The 13,454-nt window shown below is 59.7% G+C and carries 20 protein-coding genes; 18 read left to right on the forward strand and 2 right to left on the reverse strand.

The window, feature by feature from the left end:
• Positions 1 to 7: 7 nt before the first annotated feature.
• The 6 genes from fusA (at position 8) to CKO11_RS01365 (ending at position 5,534) form a co-directional block, all read left to right on the forward strand.
• On the forward strand, positions 8 to 2,131 hold the full coding sequence (fusA, locus tag CKO11_RS01340) for an elongation factor G (protein ID WP_223632083.1): 2,124 nt from the start codon (positions 8 to 10) through the stop codon (positions 2,129 to 2,131).
• Between the two features lie 63 nt (positions 2,132 to 2,194).
• The gene (gene tuf, locus CKO11_RS01345) at positions 2,195 to 3,370 is read left to right on the forward strand and encodes an elongation factor Tu (protein WP_223632050.1); all 1,176 of its coding nucleotides are present in this window, start codon (positions 2,195 to 2,197) and stop codon (positions 3,368 to 3,370) included.
• Between the two features lie 208 nt (positions 3,371 to 3,578).
• A complete protein-coding gene (gene rpsJ, locus CKO11_RS01350; protein WP_013066043.1) occupies positions 3,579 to 3,887 on the forward strand; it encodes a 30S ribosomal protein S10 in 309 nt (102 codons plus the stop codon).
• An 11-nt stretch (positions 3,888 to 3,898) separates the two neighbouring features.
• A complete protein-coding gene (rplC, locus tag CKO11_RS01355) occupies positions 3,899 to 4,624 on the forward strand; it encodes a 50S ribosomal protein L3 (RefSeq protein ID WP_223632084.1) in 726 nt (241 codons plus the stop codon).
• Positions 4,621 to 5,241, forward strand: coding sequence for a 50S ribosomal protein L4 (gene rplD / locus CKO11_RS01360; RefSeq protein WP_223632085.1), 621 nt, complete (start codon positions 4,621 to 4,623; stop codon positions 5,239 to 5,241). The genes rplC and rplD overlap by 4 nt, the downstream gene beginning before the upstream one ends.
• Positions 5,238 to 5,534 carry a 50S ribosomal protein L23 gene (locus CKO11_RS01365; protein WP_223632086.1) on the forward strand — a complete coding sequence of 99 codons (297 nt, stop codon included), beginning with the start codon at positions 5,238 to 5,240 and terminating at the stop codon, positions 5,532 to 5,534. Before rplD ends, CKO11_RS01365 begins: the two co-directional genes overlap by 4 nt.
• Positions 5,535 to 5,624: 90 nt before the next feature.
• Here CKO11_RS01365 and CKO11_RS01370 read toward each other — a convergent pair whose 3' ends face one another.
• Positions 5,625 to 6,428 (reverse strand): sulfotransferase family protein, encoded by an 804-nt coding sequence (locus CKO11_RS01370; protein ID WP_223632087.1) that lies wholly within the window; start codon positions 6,426 to 6,428, stop codon positions 5,625 to 5,627.
• Positions 6,429 to 6,771: 343 nt separating this feature from the next.
• On the opposite strand from CKO11_RS01370, the gene rplB reads away from it, so the two are divergent.
• From rplB to rplP, 5 genes are read left to right on the forward strand one after another with little or no spacing between them, the layout of a single operon-like run.
• Complete coding sequence (rplB, locus tag CKO11_RS01375; RefSeq protein WP_223632088.1) at positions 6,772 to 7,611, forward strand: 50S ribosomal protein L2; 840 nt, start codon at positions 6,772 to 6,774, stop codon at positions 7,609 to 7,611.
• Between the two features lie 3 nt (positions 7,612 to 7,614).
• Entirely contained in the window at positions 7,615 to 7,893 is a 279-nt protein-coding gene (rpsS, locus tag CKO11_RS01380) for a 30S ribosomal protein S19 (protein WP_055211973.1), read from the forward strand.
• Between the two features lie 3 nt (positions 7,894 to 7,896).
• Positions 7,897 to 8,277, forward strand: a complete 381-nt coding sequence (rplV, locus tag CKO11_RS01385; RefSeq protein ID WP_076483979.1) for a 50S ribosomal protein L22 — start codon at positions 7,897 to 7,899, stop codon at positions 8,275 to 8,277.
• Positions 8,277 to 8,993, forward strand: a complete 717-nt coding sequence (rpsC, locus tag CKO11_RS01390; RefSeq protein WP_223632090.1) for a 30S ribosomal protein S3 — start codon at positions 8,277 to 8,279, stop codon at positions 8,991 to 8,993. The genes rplV and rpsC overlap by 1 nt, the downstream gene beginning before the upstream one ends.
• 13 nt (positions 8,994 to 9,006) lie before the next feature.
• Positions 9,007 to 9,420 (forward strand): 50S ribosomal protein L16, encoded by a 414-nt coding sequence (gene rplP / locus CKO11_RS01395; protein WP_223632092.1) that lies wholly within the window; start codon positions 9,007 to 9,009, stop codon positions 9,418 to 9,420.
• Positions 9,421 to 9,515: 95 nt separating this feature from the next.
• Here the strand turns inward: rplP and CKO11_RS01400 are convergent, their stop codons facing one another.
• Positions 9,516 to 10,235: a class I SAM-dependent methyltransferase gene (locus CKO11_RS01400; protein WP_223632093.1), complete on the reverse strand. Its 720-nt coding sequence runs from the start codon at positions 10,233 to 10,235 to the stop codon at positions 9,516 to 9,518.
• A gap of 266 nt (positions 10,236 to 10,501) precedes the next feature.
• Between CKO11_RS01400 and CKO11_RS01405 the strand changes: the two genes are divergently transcribed.
• From CKO11_RS01405 to rpsN, 7 genes are all read left to right on the forward strand, one after another.
• Positions 10,502 to 11,179, forward strand: a complete 678-nt coding sequence (locus CKO11_RS01405; protein WP_223632094.1) for a hypothetical protein — start codon at positions 10,502 to 10,504, stop codon at positions 11,177 to 11,179.
• Positions 11,180 to 11,363: 184 nt separating this feature from the next.
• Positions 11,364 to 11,564, forward strand: coding sequence for a 50S ribosomal protein L29 (gene rpmC / locus CKO11_RS01410; RefSeq protein ID WP_223632095.1), 201 nt, complete (start codon positions 11,364 to 11,366; stop codon positions 11,562 to 11,564).
• Positions 11,565 to 11,575: 11 nt separating this feature from the next.
• Positions 11,576 to 11,809, forward strand: a complete 234-nt coding sequence (rpsQ, locus tag CKO11_RS01415) for a 30S ribosomal protein S17 (RefSeq protein ID WP_223632096.1) — start codon at positions 11,576 to 11,578, stop codon at positions 11,807 to 11,809.
• Positions 11,810 to 11,896: 87 nt separating this feature from the next.
• Positions 11,897 to 12,265, forward strand: a complete 369-nt coding sequence (rplN, locus tag CKO11_RS01420) for a 50S ribosomal protein L14 (RefSeq protein ID WP_223632097.1) — start codon at positions 11,897 to 11,899, stop codon at positions 12,263 to 12,265.
• On the forward strand, positions 12,265 to 12,570 hold the full coding sequence (gene rplX, locus CKO11_RS01425; RefSeq protein ID WP_223632098.1) for a 50S ribosomal protein L24: 306 nt from the start codon (positions 12,265 to 12,267) through the stop codon (positions 12,568 to 12,570). The genes rplN and rplX overlap by 1 nt, the downstream gene beginning before the upstream one ends.
• Positions 12,570 to 13,127 (forward strand): 50S ribosomal protein L5, encoded by a 558-nt coding sequence (rplE, locus tag CKO11_RS01430; protein ID WP_223632099.1) that lies wholly within the window; start codon positions 12,570 to 12,572, stop codon positions 13,125 to 13,127. Before rplX ends, rplE begins: the two co-directional genes overlap by 1 nt.
• 16 nt (positions 13,128 to 13,143) lie before the next feature.
• Positions 13,144 to 13,449, forward strand: coding sequence for a 30S ribosomal protein S14 (gene rpsN, locus CKO11_RS01435; RefSeq protein ID WP_223632101.1), 306 nt, complete (start codon positions 13,144 to 13,146; stop codon positions 13,447 to 13,449).
• Positions 13,450 to 13,454 lie beyond the last annotated feature (5 nt).

Raw genomic sequence — 13,454 nt, forward strand, 5'->3', positions numbered from 1 at the left:
CTTTTCCATGGCACGCGAGTATCAGCTTCCGCGCTACCGCAACTTCGGCATCATGGCGCACATCGATGCCGGTAAAACCACCACCACCGAGCGTATCCTTTACTACACCGGCAAATCGCACAAAATCGGCGAGGTGCACGATGGCGCCGCGACGATGGACTGGATGGAGCAGGAGCAGGAACGCGGGATCACCATCACCTCGGCGGCGACCACGACCTTCTGGCAGCGTCAAGAAGACCCGACCAAAGAGGGCACTTCGGACACGAAGTACCGCTTCAACATCATCGACACCCCCGGCCACGTCGACTTCACCATCGAAGTCGAACGTTCGCTCGCGGTGCTTGACGGTGCGGTCTGCCTTCTGGACGCCAACGCCGGTGTCGAACCGCAAACCGAAACGGTGTGGCGTCAGGCTGACCGTTACGCGGTTCCGCGGATCGTGTTCGTCAACAAGATGGACAAGATCGGCGCTGACTTCTTCAAATGCGTTGAGATGATCAAGGACCGCACCGGCGGCACCCCGTGCCCGGTGGCGCTTCCGATCGGGGCCGAAGATAAACTCGAAGGCATCATCGACCTGATCAAGATGGAAGAATGGGTCTGGAAAGGCGAAGACCTCGGCGCGAGCTGGGTCCGTCAACCGATCCGTGACGACCTGAAAGATCTGGCCGACGAATGGCGTGCCAACATGGTCGAGCTTGCCGTGGAGCAAGACGACGATGCGATGGAAGCTTACCTCGAAGGCAACGAGCCCGACGAAGACACGCTGCGCAAGCTGATCCGTAAGGGGACGCTGTCGATGGCCTTCTTCCCGGTGCTGGCTGGCTCGGCGTTCAAGAACAAAGGCGTTCAACCGCTGCTCAACGCGGTGATCGACTTCTTGCCCGCCCCGCTCGACGTGCCGACGCTGAAAGGCTTCTCGCCCGACGACGAGACCGAGACCCGCAACATCGAGCGTCCCGCCGATGATAGCGCGCCGTTCTCGGCGCTGGCGTTCAAGATCATGAACGACCCCTTCGTGGGCTCGCTCACCTTTACGCGGATCTATTCGGGTGTCCTTAAGAAGGGCGACCAGATGCTGAACGCGACCAAAGGGAAGCGTGAGCGCGTTGGCCGGATGATGATGATGCACTCGATCAACCGCGAGGAGATCGAAGAAGCATTCGCCGGTGACATCATCGCGCTGGCCGGTCTGAAAGAAACCACCACGGGCGACACCCTGTGTGACCCGGCCAAACCGGTGGTTCTGGAAACCATGAGCTTCCCCGATCCGGTGATCGAGATCGCCGTGGAGCCGAAGTCGAAAGCCGACCAAGAGAAGATGGGCCTCGCCCTCGCGCGCTTGGCTGCTGAAGACCCGTCGTTCCGCGTCGAAACGAACTTCGAATCGGGCCAAACGATCATGAAAGGGATGGGCGAGCTTCACCTCGACATTCTGGTTGATCGCATGAAGCGCGAGTTCAAGGTCGAAGCCAATATCGGTGCGCCGCAGGTGGCTTACCGTGAAACCATCTCGACCGCGGCCGAGATCGACTACACGCACAAGAAACAAACCGGTGGTACCGGCCAGTTCGCGCGCGTGAAACTGATCATCGAACCGACCGAGCCGGGCGAAGGCTATTCCTTCGAAAGCCGGATCGTCGGTGGTGCGGTGCCGAAGGAATACATCCCCGGCGTCGAGAAAGGCATCAAGTCGGTGATGGATTCGGGGCCGCTTGCGGGCTTCCCGGTGATCGACTTCAAGGTGGCACTGGTCGATGGGGCGTTCCACGACGTCGACTCCTCGGTGCTCGCCTTCGAAATCGCCACCCGTGCCGCGATGCGCGATGGTCTGAAGAAAGCCGGTGCGAAACTGCTCGAACCGATCATGAAAGTCGAAGTGGTGACCCCGGAAGAATACACCGGTGGCATCATTGGTGACCTGACCAGCCGTCGTGGCATGGTGCAAGGCCAAGACACCCGCGGAAATGCCAACGTGATCAACGCGATGGTGCCGCTGGCCAACATGTTCGGCTACATCAACACGCTGCGCTCGATGTCTTCGGGCCGGGCTGTGTTCACGATGCTGTTCGACCACTACGACGCCGTGCCGCAGAACATCTCGGACGAAATCCAGAAGAAATACGCCTGATGCGTGCGGGGCCCGGGTTTTCCGGGCCCCGTCCCGCGCAGGATCAACGACTAGGAGGCCATCATGGCAAAGGCAAAGTTTGAACGGAACAAACCGCACGTCAACATCGGCACGATCGGTCACGTTGACCACGGCAAGACGACGCTGACGGCTGCGATCACGAAATACTACGGCGAATTCAAAGCCTACGACCAGATCGACGGGGCGCCGGAAGAGAAAGCGCGTGGGATCACGATCTCGACGGCGCACGTTGAGTACGAGACGGAAACCCGTCACTACGCGCACGTGGACTGCCCCGGCCACGCGGACTATGTGAAGAACATGATCACCGGCGCGGCGCAGATGGACGGTGCGATCTTGGTGGTGGCGTCGTCGGATGGCCCGATGCCGCAAACGCGTGAGCACATCTTGCTGGGCCGTCAGGTCGGCATTCCTTACATCACGGTCTACATGAACAAAGTGGACCTCGTGGATGACGAGGAACTGCTTGAGCTGGTGGAAATGGAAGTTCGCGAACTTCTGTCGGACTACGAATACCCGGGCGACGACACGCCGATCATCAAAGGCTCGGCGCACCAAGCGCTGATGGGCGAGATGAAAGAGATCGGCGAGGATTCGATCCACGCGCTGATGAAGGCTGTTGACGAATACATCCCGACCCCGGCGCGTGCGGTTGACCAACCGTTCCTGATGCCGATCGAAGACGTGTTCTCGATCTCGGGCCGCGGCACGGTTGTGACCGGCCGTGTGGAACGTGGCGTGATCAACGTGGGTGACGAGCTGGAAATCGTCGGCATCCGTCCGACGAAGAAAACCACCTGCACCGGCGTTGAAATGTTCCGCAAGCTGCTGGATCGCGGCGAAGCAGGCGACAACATCGGCGCGCTGCTGCGCGGGATCGACCGTGACGGCGTTGAGCGTGGCCAGGTTCTGTCGAAGCCGGGTTCGGTGACGCCGCACACCAAGTTCGAAGCCGAAGCCTACATCCTGACGAAGGAAGAAGGCGGCCGTCACACGCCGTTCTTTGCGAACTACCGTCCGCAGTTCTACTTCCGCACCACCGACGTGACCGGCACGGTGAACCTGCCGGAAGGCACTGAGATGGTGATGCCGGGCGACAACCTGAAGTTCGAAGTCGAACTGATCGCGCCGATCGCGATGGAAGAAAAACTGCGCTTCGCCATCCGCGAAGGCGGCCGCACCGTCGGCGCCGGCGTCGTCTCCAAAATCATCGAGTAATCGATGTTTTGCCCCGGCGGGCCTGCCCGCCGGGTGTGAAAACCAGGAATTCGGAAGGTGCGCCGTAAGGCGCGCCTTTTGTTCTTGACAGACTCAGGCCAGCCGCATATCCGGCGCGCCTGATCTGTAAAGATTGCGGTTCGATGCTGGCACCACATTCGGTGTTGTCAGCCTCTCAACCTGAATAGCCCTGCGAAAAGGGAAAACCATGTCTGGTCAAAACATTCGCATCCGGCTCAAGGCGTTCGATTACCGCGTGCTGGACGCCAGCACCCAGGAAATCGTCAACACCGCGAAGCGTACGGGTGCACAGGTCCGCGGGCCGATCCCGCTGCCCAACAAAATCGAGAAATTCACGGTTCTCCGTGGTCCGCACATCGACAAGAAGTCGCGCGACCAGTGGGAAATCCGCACGCATAAGCGTCTTCTCGACATCGTCGATCCGACCCCGCAAACCGTGGACGCGCTGATGAAGCTCGACCTCGCGGCTGGCGTGGATGTCGAGATCAAAGTCTGAGGAGTTAGCACATGCGTTCTGGTGTTATCGCCAAGAAGCTGGGCATGACCCGGCTGTTCCTCGAAGATGGCAAACAGGTTCCGGTGACCGTGCTGCAACTCGACAACCTGCAAGTTGTCGCGCAGCGCACCGTCGAAACCGATGGCTACACGGCTGTGCAACTCGGTGCGGGCGAGGCGAAAGCCAAGCGCGTTTCGGGTGCGATGCGTGGTCACTTCGCGAAAGCGAATGTGGCGCCCAAGCGCAAGCTGGCCGAGTTCCGTGTTTCGCCCGAAAACCTGATCGAAGTTGGCGCCGAAATCTCGGCCGAGCATTACCTTGCCGGTCAGCATGTCGACATCGCCGGCACCTCGATCGGTAAGGGCTTTGCCGGTGCCATGAAGCGTCACAACTTCGGTGGTCTGCGCGCCTCGCACGGTGTGTCGATCTCGCACCGTTCGCACGGTTCGACCGGTCAGTGCCAAGACCCGGGTAAGGTCTTCAAAGGCAAGAAAATGGCGGGTCATCTTGGTGCCGTTCGCGTCACCACGCAGAACCTGCAAGTGGTCCGCACCGACGCCGAGCGTGGCCTGATCATGGTCAAAGGGTCGGTTCCGGGCGCCAAAGGCGGCTGGGTGACGATCAAAGACGCCGTGAAAAAACCGGCTCCGGCGGATCTGCCGATGCCGGCCGCGCTGAAATCCGCGGCGGCTGCCGCTCCGGCCGAAGAAGCTCCGGTCGAAGGGGGTGAAGCATGAAACTCGACGTGATCAAGCTCGACGGCGGCAAAGCCGGTTCGATCGATCTCAATGAGTCGCTGTTCGGCCTCGAGCCGCGCGCCGACATCCTGCATCGCGTCGTGCGCTGGCAGCGTGCGAAGGCGCAGGCTGGCACCCACTCGGTGCTCGGCAAGTCGGAGGTCAGCTACTCGACCAAGAAGATCTACCGCCAAAAAGGCACCGGTGGCGCGCGTCACGGGTCCAAAAAGGCGCCGATCTTCCGTCATGGTGGTGTCTACAAAGGGCCGACCCCGCGCAGCCACGCCCATGAGCTGACCAAGAAGTTCCGCGCGCTTGGCCTGCGTCATGCGCTGTCGGCCAAAGCGAAAGCGGGCAACCTCGTGGTCGTCGAATCGGCGGAAATGGCCGAAGCGAAAACCTCGATGCTTGCGAAAACCGCCAAAGAGCTGGGCTGGAAAAAAGTCTTGGTCATTGACGGTGCTGCCGTGAACGAGAACTTCGCGCTCGCCGCGCGCAACATCGATGGCATCGACGTGCTGCCCTCGATGGGCGCCAACGTCTATGACATCCTCAAGCGTGACACGCTCGTGATCACCAAAGCGGGTGTCGAAGCTCTGGAGGCTCGCCTGAAATGAGTGCGAAACCCGAACATTACGACGTGATCGTGAAGCCCGTCATCACCGAGAAAGCCACTATGGCCTCGGAAGCTGGCGCGGTGGTGTTCCAAGTCGCCAAGACGGCGACCAAACCGGCGATCAAAGAGGCTGTCGAAGCGCTCTTCGGTGTGAAGGTGAAGGCGGTCAACACCACCATCACCAAAGGCAAGGTGAAACGTTTCCGCGGGGCCCTTGGTCAACGCTCGGACGTGAAAAAAGCCTATGTCACGCTCGAAGACGGTCAAACCATCGACGTCTCGACCGGCCTTTAAGGCCAGGCACATGAAAAGAAGGCCCTCGCGCAAGCGGGGGCCTTTTCTGTTTCTGTGGCGTAAAAGGGAAGGTGCGGTTTGTTGGCCGATTCAGCAGGTATATCCGAAGCGATTCCAGACGCCCTCACCGTAGCGCGTCCCTCCATGGGCAGCGATGTATTTGCCATTCATATTGACCAGCTTTTGGTGACGCGCCTCAATTTCGAGATGTTCTGTGCGTGGTGTAAGGTTCAGAAATTGGCCCAGCCGCTCTAGTTCTGTTTCAGAATGGTCAATAAGATCCTCGTAGCGCACAGTGATGCAGTCGCTTTCGTCGAAATCCTCAAGCGCTTGGCTGTAAGCCACGTTCCAATGCATCATCAGTTCCGGCAGCGTCGTCATCGACCATTTCTGTGTCGCGCCGGCAACCGCGCGCGGATCACGCGTCATGATGATAAACTGACTGCCTGGGAAAACCTTCCGCAGCCAAGGGATTTTGGTCAGGTTCGGCGGTGATTTTTCGACGAGGGTCGGGCTGTCGCCCACGACAAAGGGGCGCCACGCGTCCAAGATCGCCGCGCGATGGGCCGGGTAATCGTCAAGACGGTTCAGTTCCTCCAGAGCCTCGGTGCTGAAAGCAAACCGCCCGGCGCCGCCGAATCTGAGGGCTGCGGTGAAGACCGACTGAATGTGCTCGCCTTCGCTTTCGGGGGTCGAGGCCCGCAGGCAGGACAGCTCATATTTTGAGACAAGTAGTCGCTCTAAAAGTGTGGTGCCGCTGCGTTGAAGTCCGCAAATGAAAATGAAACGGTCAATATCGGCGGTATCGTTATACTTCACATCGGGCAGGCGCTTGGCCCGAACTATCTTGTATTTGCGAAGTCGCGCCTTAAGAGTTCGCCAAGCTATTAACATGCCTATACCTCCTGATTTTCCGGTCTTCCCGTTAGCAGGATGCCTGAGTGTTAGTTGTCACGGGCCGTCACTGAATGCAACCTTGGGTTGCTGTTCGGTGCAAGTCATTTTGATGCTTGGCTAATTTTCGCCGCAGTTGCATTCGTTCTGACCAAAACGAAGTCATCGGCACGATCGGGGTGCGCCGGAGCACCTTCTGTGTGGACAGGTCGATGCATCCCTGTTATGTCCCGCCAATCGCTCGGCCCCGGATTCGTCCGGGGTCTGTGATTTTTGCACTCGGGGAGCTACGGCGCCCCTTACGTAACGGACCTATGGTCCAGAGCAACGGAAGACAGAGAGCATGGCACTCAAGTCGTATAAACCGACGACGCCTGGCCAGCGCGGGCTGGTTCTGATCGACCGTTCGGAGCTTTGGAAAGGTCGTCCCGTCAAAGCCCTCACGCAGGGTTTGACCAAGACGGGCGGCCGGAACAACACCGGACGCGTCACGATGTGGCACAAGGGTGGTGGGGCAAAACGCCTTTACCGCATCGTCGATTTCAAGCGTCGCAAGTTCGACGTTCCGGCCACGGTCGAGCGGATCGAATATGACCCGAACCGCACCGCCTTCATCGCGCTGATCAAATACAGCGACGGCGAACAGGCCTATATCCTCGCGCCGCAACGCCTTGCGGTGGGTGACACCGTCATCTCGGGCGCGAAACAAGACATCAAACCGGGCAACGCGATGCCGTTCTCGGGTATGCCGATCGGTACGATCGTCCACAATGTCGAGCTGAAGCCCGGCAAAGGTGGCCAGATCGCGCGCGCCGCGGGCACCTATGCCCAGTTCGTCGGCCGTGACGGCGGCTATGCCCAGCTGCGTTTGTCCTCGGGCGAGCTGCGCCTTGTCCGTCAGGAATGCTTGGCGACCATCGGCGCCGTTTCGAACGCCGATCACAGCAACCAAAACCTCGGCAAAGCCGGTCGTAAGCGTCACATGGGCGTGCGTCCGACCGTTCGCGGTGTTGCGATGAACCCGATCGACCACCCGCACGGTGGTGGTGAAGGCCGCACCTCCGGTGGCCGTACCCCGGTTACCCCGTGGGGCAAGGACACCAAGGGCAAGCGCACCCGTTCGAACAAGCAGACCGACAAGTACATCTTGCGGTCGCGTCACGCCAAGAAGAAGGGTCGCTAAGATATGGCACGTTCTCTCTGGAAAGGCCCTTTCGTTGACGCTTATCTGCTGAAAAAAGCAGAAAAAGCGCGCGCCTCGGGCAAATCCGACGTCATCAAAATCTGGTCGCGTCGTTCCACCATCCTGCCGCAATTCGTCGGCCTCACCTTCGGCGTCTACAACGGGCAGAAGCACATCCCGGTGAACGTCACCGAAGAGATGATCGGCCAGAAGTTCGGCGAATATTCGCCGACCCGGACCTATTACGGTCACGCCGCCGACAAGAAAGCGAAGAGGAAGTAAGCCATGGGTAAGGAACAGAATCCGCGCCGCGTGGCGGATAACGAAGCCTTCGCGAAAGCGAAGATGCTTCGTACCTCGCCGCAGAAACTCAACCTCGTTGCCGCGCTGATCCGTGGCAAGAAGGTGGACAAGGCCCTTATGGACCTCACCTTCTCGAAAAAACGGATCGCCGAAGACGTGCGCAAGTGCCTGCAATCGGCCATTGCCAATGCTGAAAACAACCATGGTCTCGACGTCGATAACCTGATCGTCGCCGAAGCTTGGGTTGGCAAAAACCTCGTCATGAAACGCGGTCGTCCGCGGGCCCGTGGCCGGTTTGGCAAGATCATGAAGCCGTTTTCGGAAATCACCATCAAGGTGCGTCAGATCGAGGAGCGCGCGTAATGGGTCAGAAGGTCAACCCCATCGGGATGCGTCTTCAGGTCAACCGCACCTGGGACAGCCGCTGGTTCGCTGAGTCGAAAGATTATGGCGATCTGCTTTTGGAAGATCTCCGCATGCGCGAGTTCATCCACAAAGAAGCCAAACAAGCTGGCATTGCCCGCGTGATCATCGAGCGCCCGCACAAAAAGTGCCGCGTCACGATCCACGCCGCGCGTCCGGGTGTCATCATCGGCAAAAAAGGCGCCGATATTGAAACCCTGCGCAAGAAGCTGGCGAACTACACCGACTCGGAACTGCACCTCAACATCGTTGAAGTCCGCAAGCCCGAGTTGGACGCCCAGCTTGTGGCCGAGTCGATCTGCCAGCAGCTCGAGCGCCGTGTTTCGTTCCGTCGCGCCATGAAGCGCTCGGTGCAAAACGCGATGCGTATGGGCGCCCTTGGCATCCGTGTGAACGTCGCTGGCCGTCTGGGCGGTGCCGAGATCGCGCGGACCGAGTGGTATCGTGAAGGCCGTGTGCCGCTGCACACCCTGCGTGCCGACATCGACTACGCGCTGGACGAAGCCATGACGCCCTATGGGATCATTGGTGTGAAGGTCTGGATCTTCAAAGGCGAGATCATGGAACATGATCCGCAAGCCCGTGATCGCAAAGCTGCCGAAGCCCAAGACGGCCCGGCGCCGCGCGGTCCGCGTCGCGACCGCGACGCTCGCTGAGGAGTGACTTGAGATGCTGCAACCGAAACGGACGAAATTCCGCAAACAGCACAAGGGCCGCATCCACGGCGAAGCCAAGGGTGGGTTCAACCTGAACTTCGGCTCCTTCGCGCTGAAGGCCACCGAGCCCGAGCGTGTGACGGCCCGTCAGATCGAAGCGGCGCGCCGCGCGATCACCCGCCACATGAAGCGTCAAGGCCGCGTCTGGATCCGCATCTTCCCGGATGTGCCGGTCTCGTCGAAACCCACCGAGGTTCGGATGGGTAAAGGTAAAGGCTCTGTCGATTATTGGGCGGCGAAGGTCAAACCCGGCCGCATCATGTTCGAAATCGACGGCGTGCCGGAGCCGATCGCGCGTGAGGCCCTGCGCCTTGGTGCGAACAAGCTGCCGCTGATGAGCCGCATCGTCGCCCGCGAAGACTGGTAAGTTTCGCAAGCGAAGATACGAAAAGACCCCCGCTTCGGCGGGGGTTTTGTTTTGCGCGCAGGCGCCGCCTTGCCGCGCCGGTCCCGGTTGGGGCGTCAGGCTTTCGATTTCAGTTCCACAATCATCAATTTGCAGCGGTCCTTGCGGTCGGGGAACATCGTGCGCGTCATCACATGGTTTTCGACATCAAGGTAGGAACAGACCAGATCGGCGCGGTCTTCGGTGATAATATCGTCGAACACCAAAAGCGCACCCGGTGCAGCCAGTTCGGCGATTTTGGGCAGGTGGCGATGAATTTCAGCGTCGTCATGAGTGGCGTCGCAAAAGATCATCCCGTAGCTGCGCGCCAGCGGGCATTCTAAGAAATCGCCCCGGATAACATTGGTGACATAGGGCAGCAGGCCGTTGGCCTTGAGGTTCTTGATCAACACCGCAATCGTGCCGCCGGGGTGGTAGACGGCTTCGGCAACACGCCCTTGGTCTTTATCCAGCCGGAACCGCTCGTTGAATCGCGCCACCCATTCCTCGGCAGAGGTGATGCCGAAATCGATCATGTCATAGGCGACCGGCTCATGCCCGTCCTCGTCGATGCGGGCGCGCAGGCCGGTGGCGATGGCCGAAGACGACCGTCCGAGCCACGGGCCGATTTCCAGCACCGGGCCCGCGGTGCGCCGTGCCGCATTATGCAAGACAGTCAAATCTTTCGCCGACATCCAACCGTTCGGGTAGCCAAGCGGCAGGCGCGGCGGGGCATGGGTGAAAAAGCTGGCCCCGAAATCGGCCGCCGACGGTTTAGAAAAATTGGGGGTGTCCATCAAAACCTCTGCTCGATTGGTGCGCCCGTCGCCGCGCGCCGGGGCGCAGGGTGCGGGTGCGCGCTGCGGCACAATAGGAAAAGTGAATCAGCTTTCGCGGGGTGAAACAATAGAAATCCGGGGGGCTTGGCGCGCGCGCCGACGCCGCTGTGAAAGCGGGTCTCGCCAGAATGTGACACATTAATGACGGTTAGGGATTGTGCTTGCGCGTGAGCGGGGGCAACAGACGCAGTCGTGACACATGCCTGATATCTTTGAGTGGACAGATGCCGGTTCGGATCGAAAAAGCTGCGGTGAATGGGGTGCCCGGGTGGCGCAAATGGGTGGAAGATAGCTCGTTGCGGCAACGGTTACAGAAGGGCAACCCGCGCCGCCTCTTCGAAGCAGAGCGCGAAAACTACCATCAGGTGGCCCGCGCCGGGCTGCCTTTTGCGCGCTTGATCGACGAGGGGAGATCCTATTTCGTCGTCGCGGATGCCGGCGTTACAGTGCGCGCTTTGGCGCGGGCAGGGGCTGCGCAATCCGCCGAGTTTCGGGTCGCGTTGGAAGCCGCAGCCCGCACATTGGCGCGGCTACACAAGGCCGGGTTCAGCCATGGTCGGCCCAACCTGTGCGATATTTGTTGGGCGGACAATAAGATCACCTTCATTGATCTGGAAAACTTTGGTCCCAAGCATAATAGCGCCGATGGCCATGCGCGGGATGTGTTGATTTTCTTCTTTGACATTTTGGCAGAGCGCGGTGGCGTGGATGACGTGGTTTTGGCGGCTGCTAAGGCCTATCGCGCGGAAGATTACAGCGGAACCTGGGCGCGGGCGCAGGCGCGGCTTAGACGTTTGCGCCCCTTTGCGCCTGCGTTGCTTTGGCTGACGCGCCCGGTTGCCCATAAGCGGGATTTCCGCGGTATTCCGGGTTTTTTGGCGCTTTTTGAGATGGACCTTTAAGGGGCGGGACATTCGGCAAACTTGGGGTTGCCCCGAAGGGCGCTTTCCTGTAGGTGACGGCATCCGCGCCTCCGGTCCCTTTGGGAATCGGGCGTGGGAGACATAACCCACCGGGCCACAGGTCACCCCAAGCGTGCAATTGCACCCAAGCGGGGCCTTCCGGTGCCAGTAAAGGAACCATGGGATGAACGCCCAAGAACTCAAGGCGAAAACGCCTGACGAGCTCCGCGACGCGCTTGTCGCGCTGAAAAAGGAAGCCTTCAACCTTCGCTTCCAGCAAGCCACCAACCAGCTTGAGAACACCGCCCGCATGCGCGCCGTCCGTCGTGACGTTGCCCGTGTGAAAACGGTGCTCAATCAAAAAGCTGCTGAAGCTGCGAAGTAAGGAGACTTCCGATGCCCAAACGTATTCTGCAAGGTGTCGTGACCTCGGATAAGAACGATCAAACCGTGACCGTTCTCGTGGAGCGCCGCTTCAAGCACCCGGTCATGAAAAAGACCGTGCGTAGCACCAAGAAATACCGCGCGCATGACGCGCTCAACACTTTCAAGACCGGCGACATGGTCCGCATCGAGGAATGTGCGCCGATCTCGAAAACGAAGCGCTGGCAGGTCGTCGTCGAAGCCTGATTTTTCAGGCCCGGCGATGGATGACAGTCCATCGAAACCCTGGGACGGCAAACTGCATAGCTGTTCCCAAAGGTCGGGAGTAACCCAATGATCCAGATGCAGACCAATCTGGATGTTGCTGACAACTCTGGCGCTCGCCGAGTTCAGTGCATCAAGGTTTTGGGCGGTTCGCACCGCCGTTACGCATCCGTGGGCGACATCATCGTGGTGTCGGTCAAGGAAGCGATTCCGAAAGGCCGCGTGAAAAAAGGCGACGTGCGTAAAGCCGTTGTCGTGCGCACCGCCAAGGAAGTCCGTCGCGAAGATGGCACCGCCATCCGCTTCGACCGCAACGCCGCCGTCATCCTGAACAACCAGGGCGAACCGGTCGGCACCCGTATCTTCGGGCCGGTCGTGCGCGAGCTGCGCGGCAAGAACTTCATGAAGATCATCTCGCTTGCGCCGGAGGTGCTGTGATGGCTGCGAAACTCCGCAAAGGCGACAAGGTTGTCGTGCTGACTGGCAAGGACAAGGGCAAGCAAGGTGAAATCTCCACCGTCATGCCCAAGGACAACAAGGCCATTGTCGACGGTCTGAACATGGCGATCCGCCATCAGCGTCAAACGCAAACCGCCCAAGGCGGCCGCGTGTCGAAGCCGATGCCGATCGATCTGTCGAACCTCGCGCTTGTTGATGCGAACGGCAAAGCGACCCGTGTCGGCTTCCGCTTCGAAGACGGCAAAAAGGTGCGTTACGCCAAGACCACCGGGGAGGCGATCTGATGCTCGACCAAGCCACCTATACCCCGCGTCTGAAAGCGCTCTACGCCAGCACCATCCGTGCGGCGATGAAAGAGCAATTCGGCTACAAAAACGACATGCAGATCCCCAAGCTTGAGAAAATCGTTCTCAACATGGGTGTCGGCGAAGCCGTTAAAGACACCAAGAAAGTCAAGCAAGCCGCTGACGAGCTGTCGCTCATCGCCGGTCAAAAGGCTGTCATCACCAAGGCCAAGAAATCGATCGCTGGTTTCCGCGTCCGTGAAGAGATGCCGCTTGGCTGCAAGGTCACCCTCCGTGGCGACCAGATGTATGAATTCCTCGACCGTCTGATCAACATCGCTATGCCGCGCGTGCGCGACTTCCGCGGTGTGAAACCGAGCTTCGACGGCCGCGGCAACTTCGCCATGGGTCTCAAAGAGCACATCGTGTTCCCCGAGATCGATTTCGACAAAGTCGACGAAGTTCTCGGCATGGACATCATCATCTGCACCTCCACCAACGTGGATGCGGAAGCGAAGGCGCTGTTGAAAGCTTTCAACATGCCTTTCAACGCCTGATCGCGGAGAGAATTTAATGGCCAAGAAATCCATGGTTGAACGCGAAGTGAAGCGCGCGAAGCTGGTGAAGAAATACGCCAACAAACGCGCCTCGCTCAAAGCGATCATCGAAGACCAGAACCTGCCGATGGAAGAGCGCTTCAAAGCGACTCTGAAACTGGCGGAACTGCCCCGTAACTCGTCGGCCGTGCGTCTGCACAACCGTTGCCAGCTCACCGGTCGTCCCCATGCTTACTACCGTAAGCTCAAACTCTCGCGGATCATGCTGCGTGACCTGGCCTCGTTCGGCCAGATCCCCGGCATGGTGAAGTCGAGCTGGTAAGGAGG

Source organism: Rhodobacter sp. TJ_12 (genome assembly GCF_020023995.1).
Classification (GTDB): Bacteria; Pseudomonadota; Alphaproteobacteria; order Rhodobacterales; family Rhodobacteraceae; genus Rhodobacter.

Excerpts from the sequence above, each read along its gene's own strand:
- rplC (WP_223632084.1), top strand. The coding sequence starts at position 3,899 with ATGCGTTCTGGTGTTATCGCCAAGAAGCTGGGCATGACCCGGCTGTTC.
- rplD (WP_223632085.1), top strand. The coding sequence starts at position 4,621 with ATGAAACTCGACGTGATCAAGCTCGACGGCGGCAAAGCCGGTTCGATC.
- rplE (WP_223632099.1), top strand. The coding sequence starts at position 12,570 with ATGCTCGACCAAGCCACCTATACCCCGCGTCTGAAAGCGCTCTACGCC.
- rpmC (WP_223632095.1), top strand. The coding sequence starts at position 11,364 with ATGAACGCCCAAGAACTCAAGGCGAAAACGCCTGACGAGCTCCGCGAC.
- rplB (WP_223632088.1), top strand. The coding sequence starts at position 6,772 with ATGGCACTCAAGTCGTATAAACCGACGACGCCTGGCCAGCGCGGGCTG.
- rplX (WP_223632098.1), top strand. The coding sequence starts at position 12,265 with ATGGCTGCGAAACTCCGCAAAGGCGACAAGGTTGTCGTGCTGACTGGC.
- CKO11_RS01365 (WP_223632086.1), top strand. The coding sequence starts at position 5,238 with ATGAGTGCGAAACCCGAACATTACGACGTGATCGTGAAGCCCGTCATC.
- rplV (WP_076483979.1), top strand. The coding sequence starts at position 7,897 with ATGGGTAAGGAACAGAATCCGCGCCGCGTGGCGGATAACGAAGCCTTC.
- CKO11_RS01370 (WP_223632087.1), bottom strand. The coding sequence starts at position 6,428 with ATGTTAATAGCTTGGCGAACTCTTAAGGCGCGACTTCGCAAATACAAG.
- fusA (WP_223632083.1), top strand. The coding sequence starts at position 8 with ATGGCACGCGAGTATCAGCTTCCGCGCTACCGCAACTTCGGCATCATG.
- rplP (WP_223632092.1), top strand. The coding sequence starts at position 9,007 with ATGCTGCAACCGAAACGGACGAAATTCCGCAAACAGCACAAGGGCCGC.
- tuf (WP_223632050.1), top strand. The coding sequence starts at position 2,195 with ATGGCAAAGGCAAAGTTTGAACGGAACAAACCGCACGTCAACATCGGC.
- rplN (WP_223632097.1), top strand. The coding sequence starts at position 11,897 with ATGATCCAGATGCAGACCAATCTGGATGTTGCTGACAACTCTGGCGCT.
- CKO11_RS01400 (WP_223632093.1), bottom strand. The coding sequence starts at position 10,235 with ATGGACACCCCCAATTTTTCTAAACCGTCGGCGGCCGATTTCGGGGCC.
- rpsS (WP_055211973.1), top strand. The coding sequence starts at position 7,615 with ATGGCACGTTCTCTCTGGAAAGGCCCTTTCGTTGACGCTTATCTGCTG.
- rpsN (WP_223632101.1), top strand. The coding sequence starts at position 13,144 with ATGGCCAAGAAATCCATGGTTGAACGCGAAGTGAAGCGCGCGAAGCTG.
- CKO11_RS01405 (WP_223632094.1), top strand. The coding sequence starts at position 10,502 with ATGCCGGTTCGGATCGAAAAAGCTGCGGTGAATGGGGTGCCCGGGTGG.
- rpsQ (WP_223632096.1), top strand. The coding sequence starts at position 11,576 with ATGCCCAAACGTATTCTGCAAGGTGTCGTGACCTCGGATAAGAACGAT.
- rpsJ (WP_013066043.1), top strand. The coding sequence starts at position 3,579 with ATGTCTGGTCAAAACATTCGCATCCGGCTCAAGGCGTTCGATTACCGC.
- rpsC (WP_223632090.1), top strand. The coding sequence starts at position 8,277 with ATGGGTCAGAAGGTCAACCCCATCGGGATGCGTCTTCAGGTCAACCGC.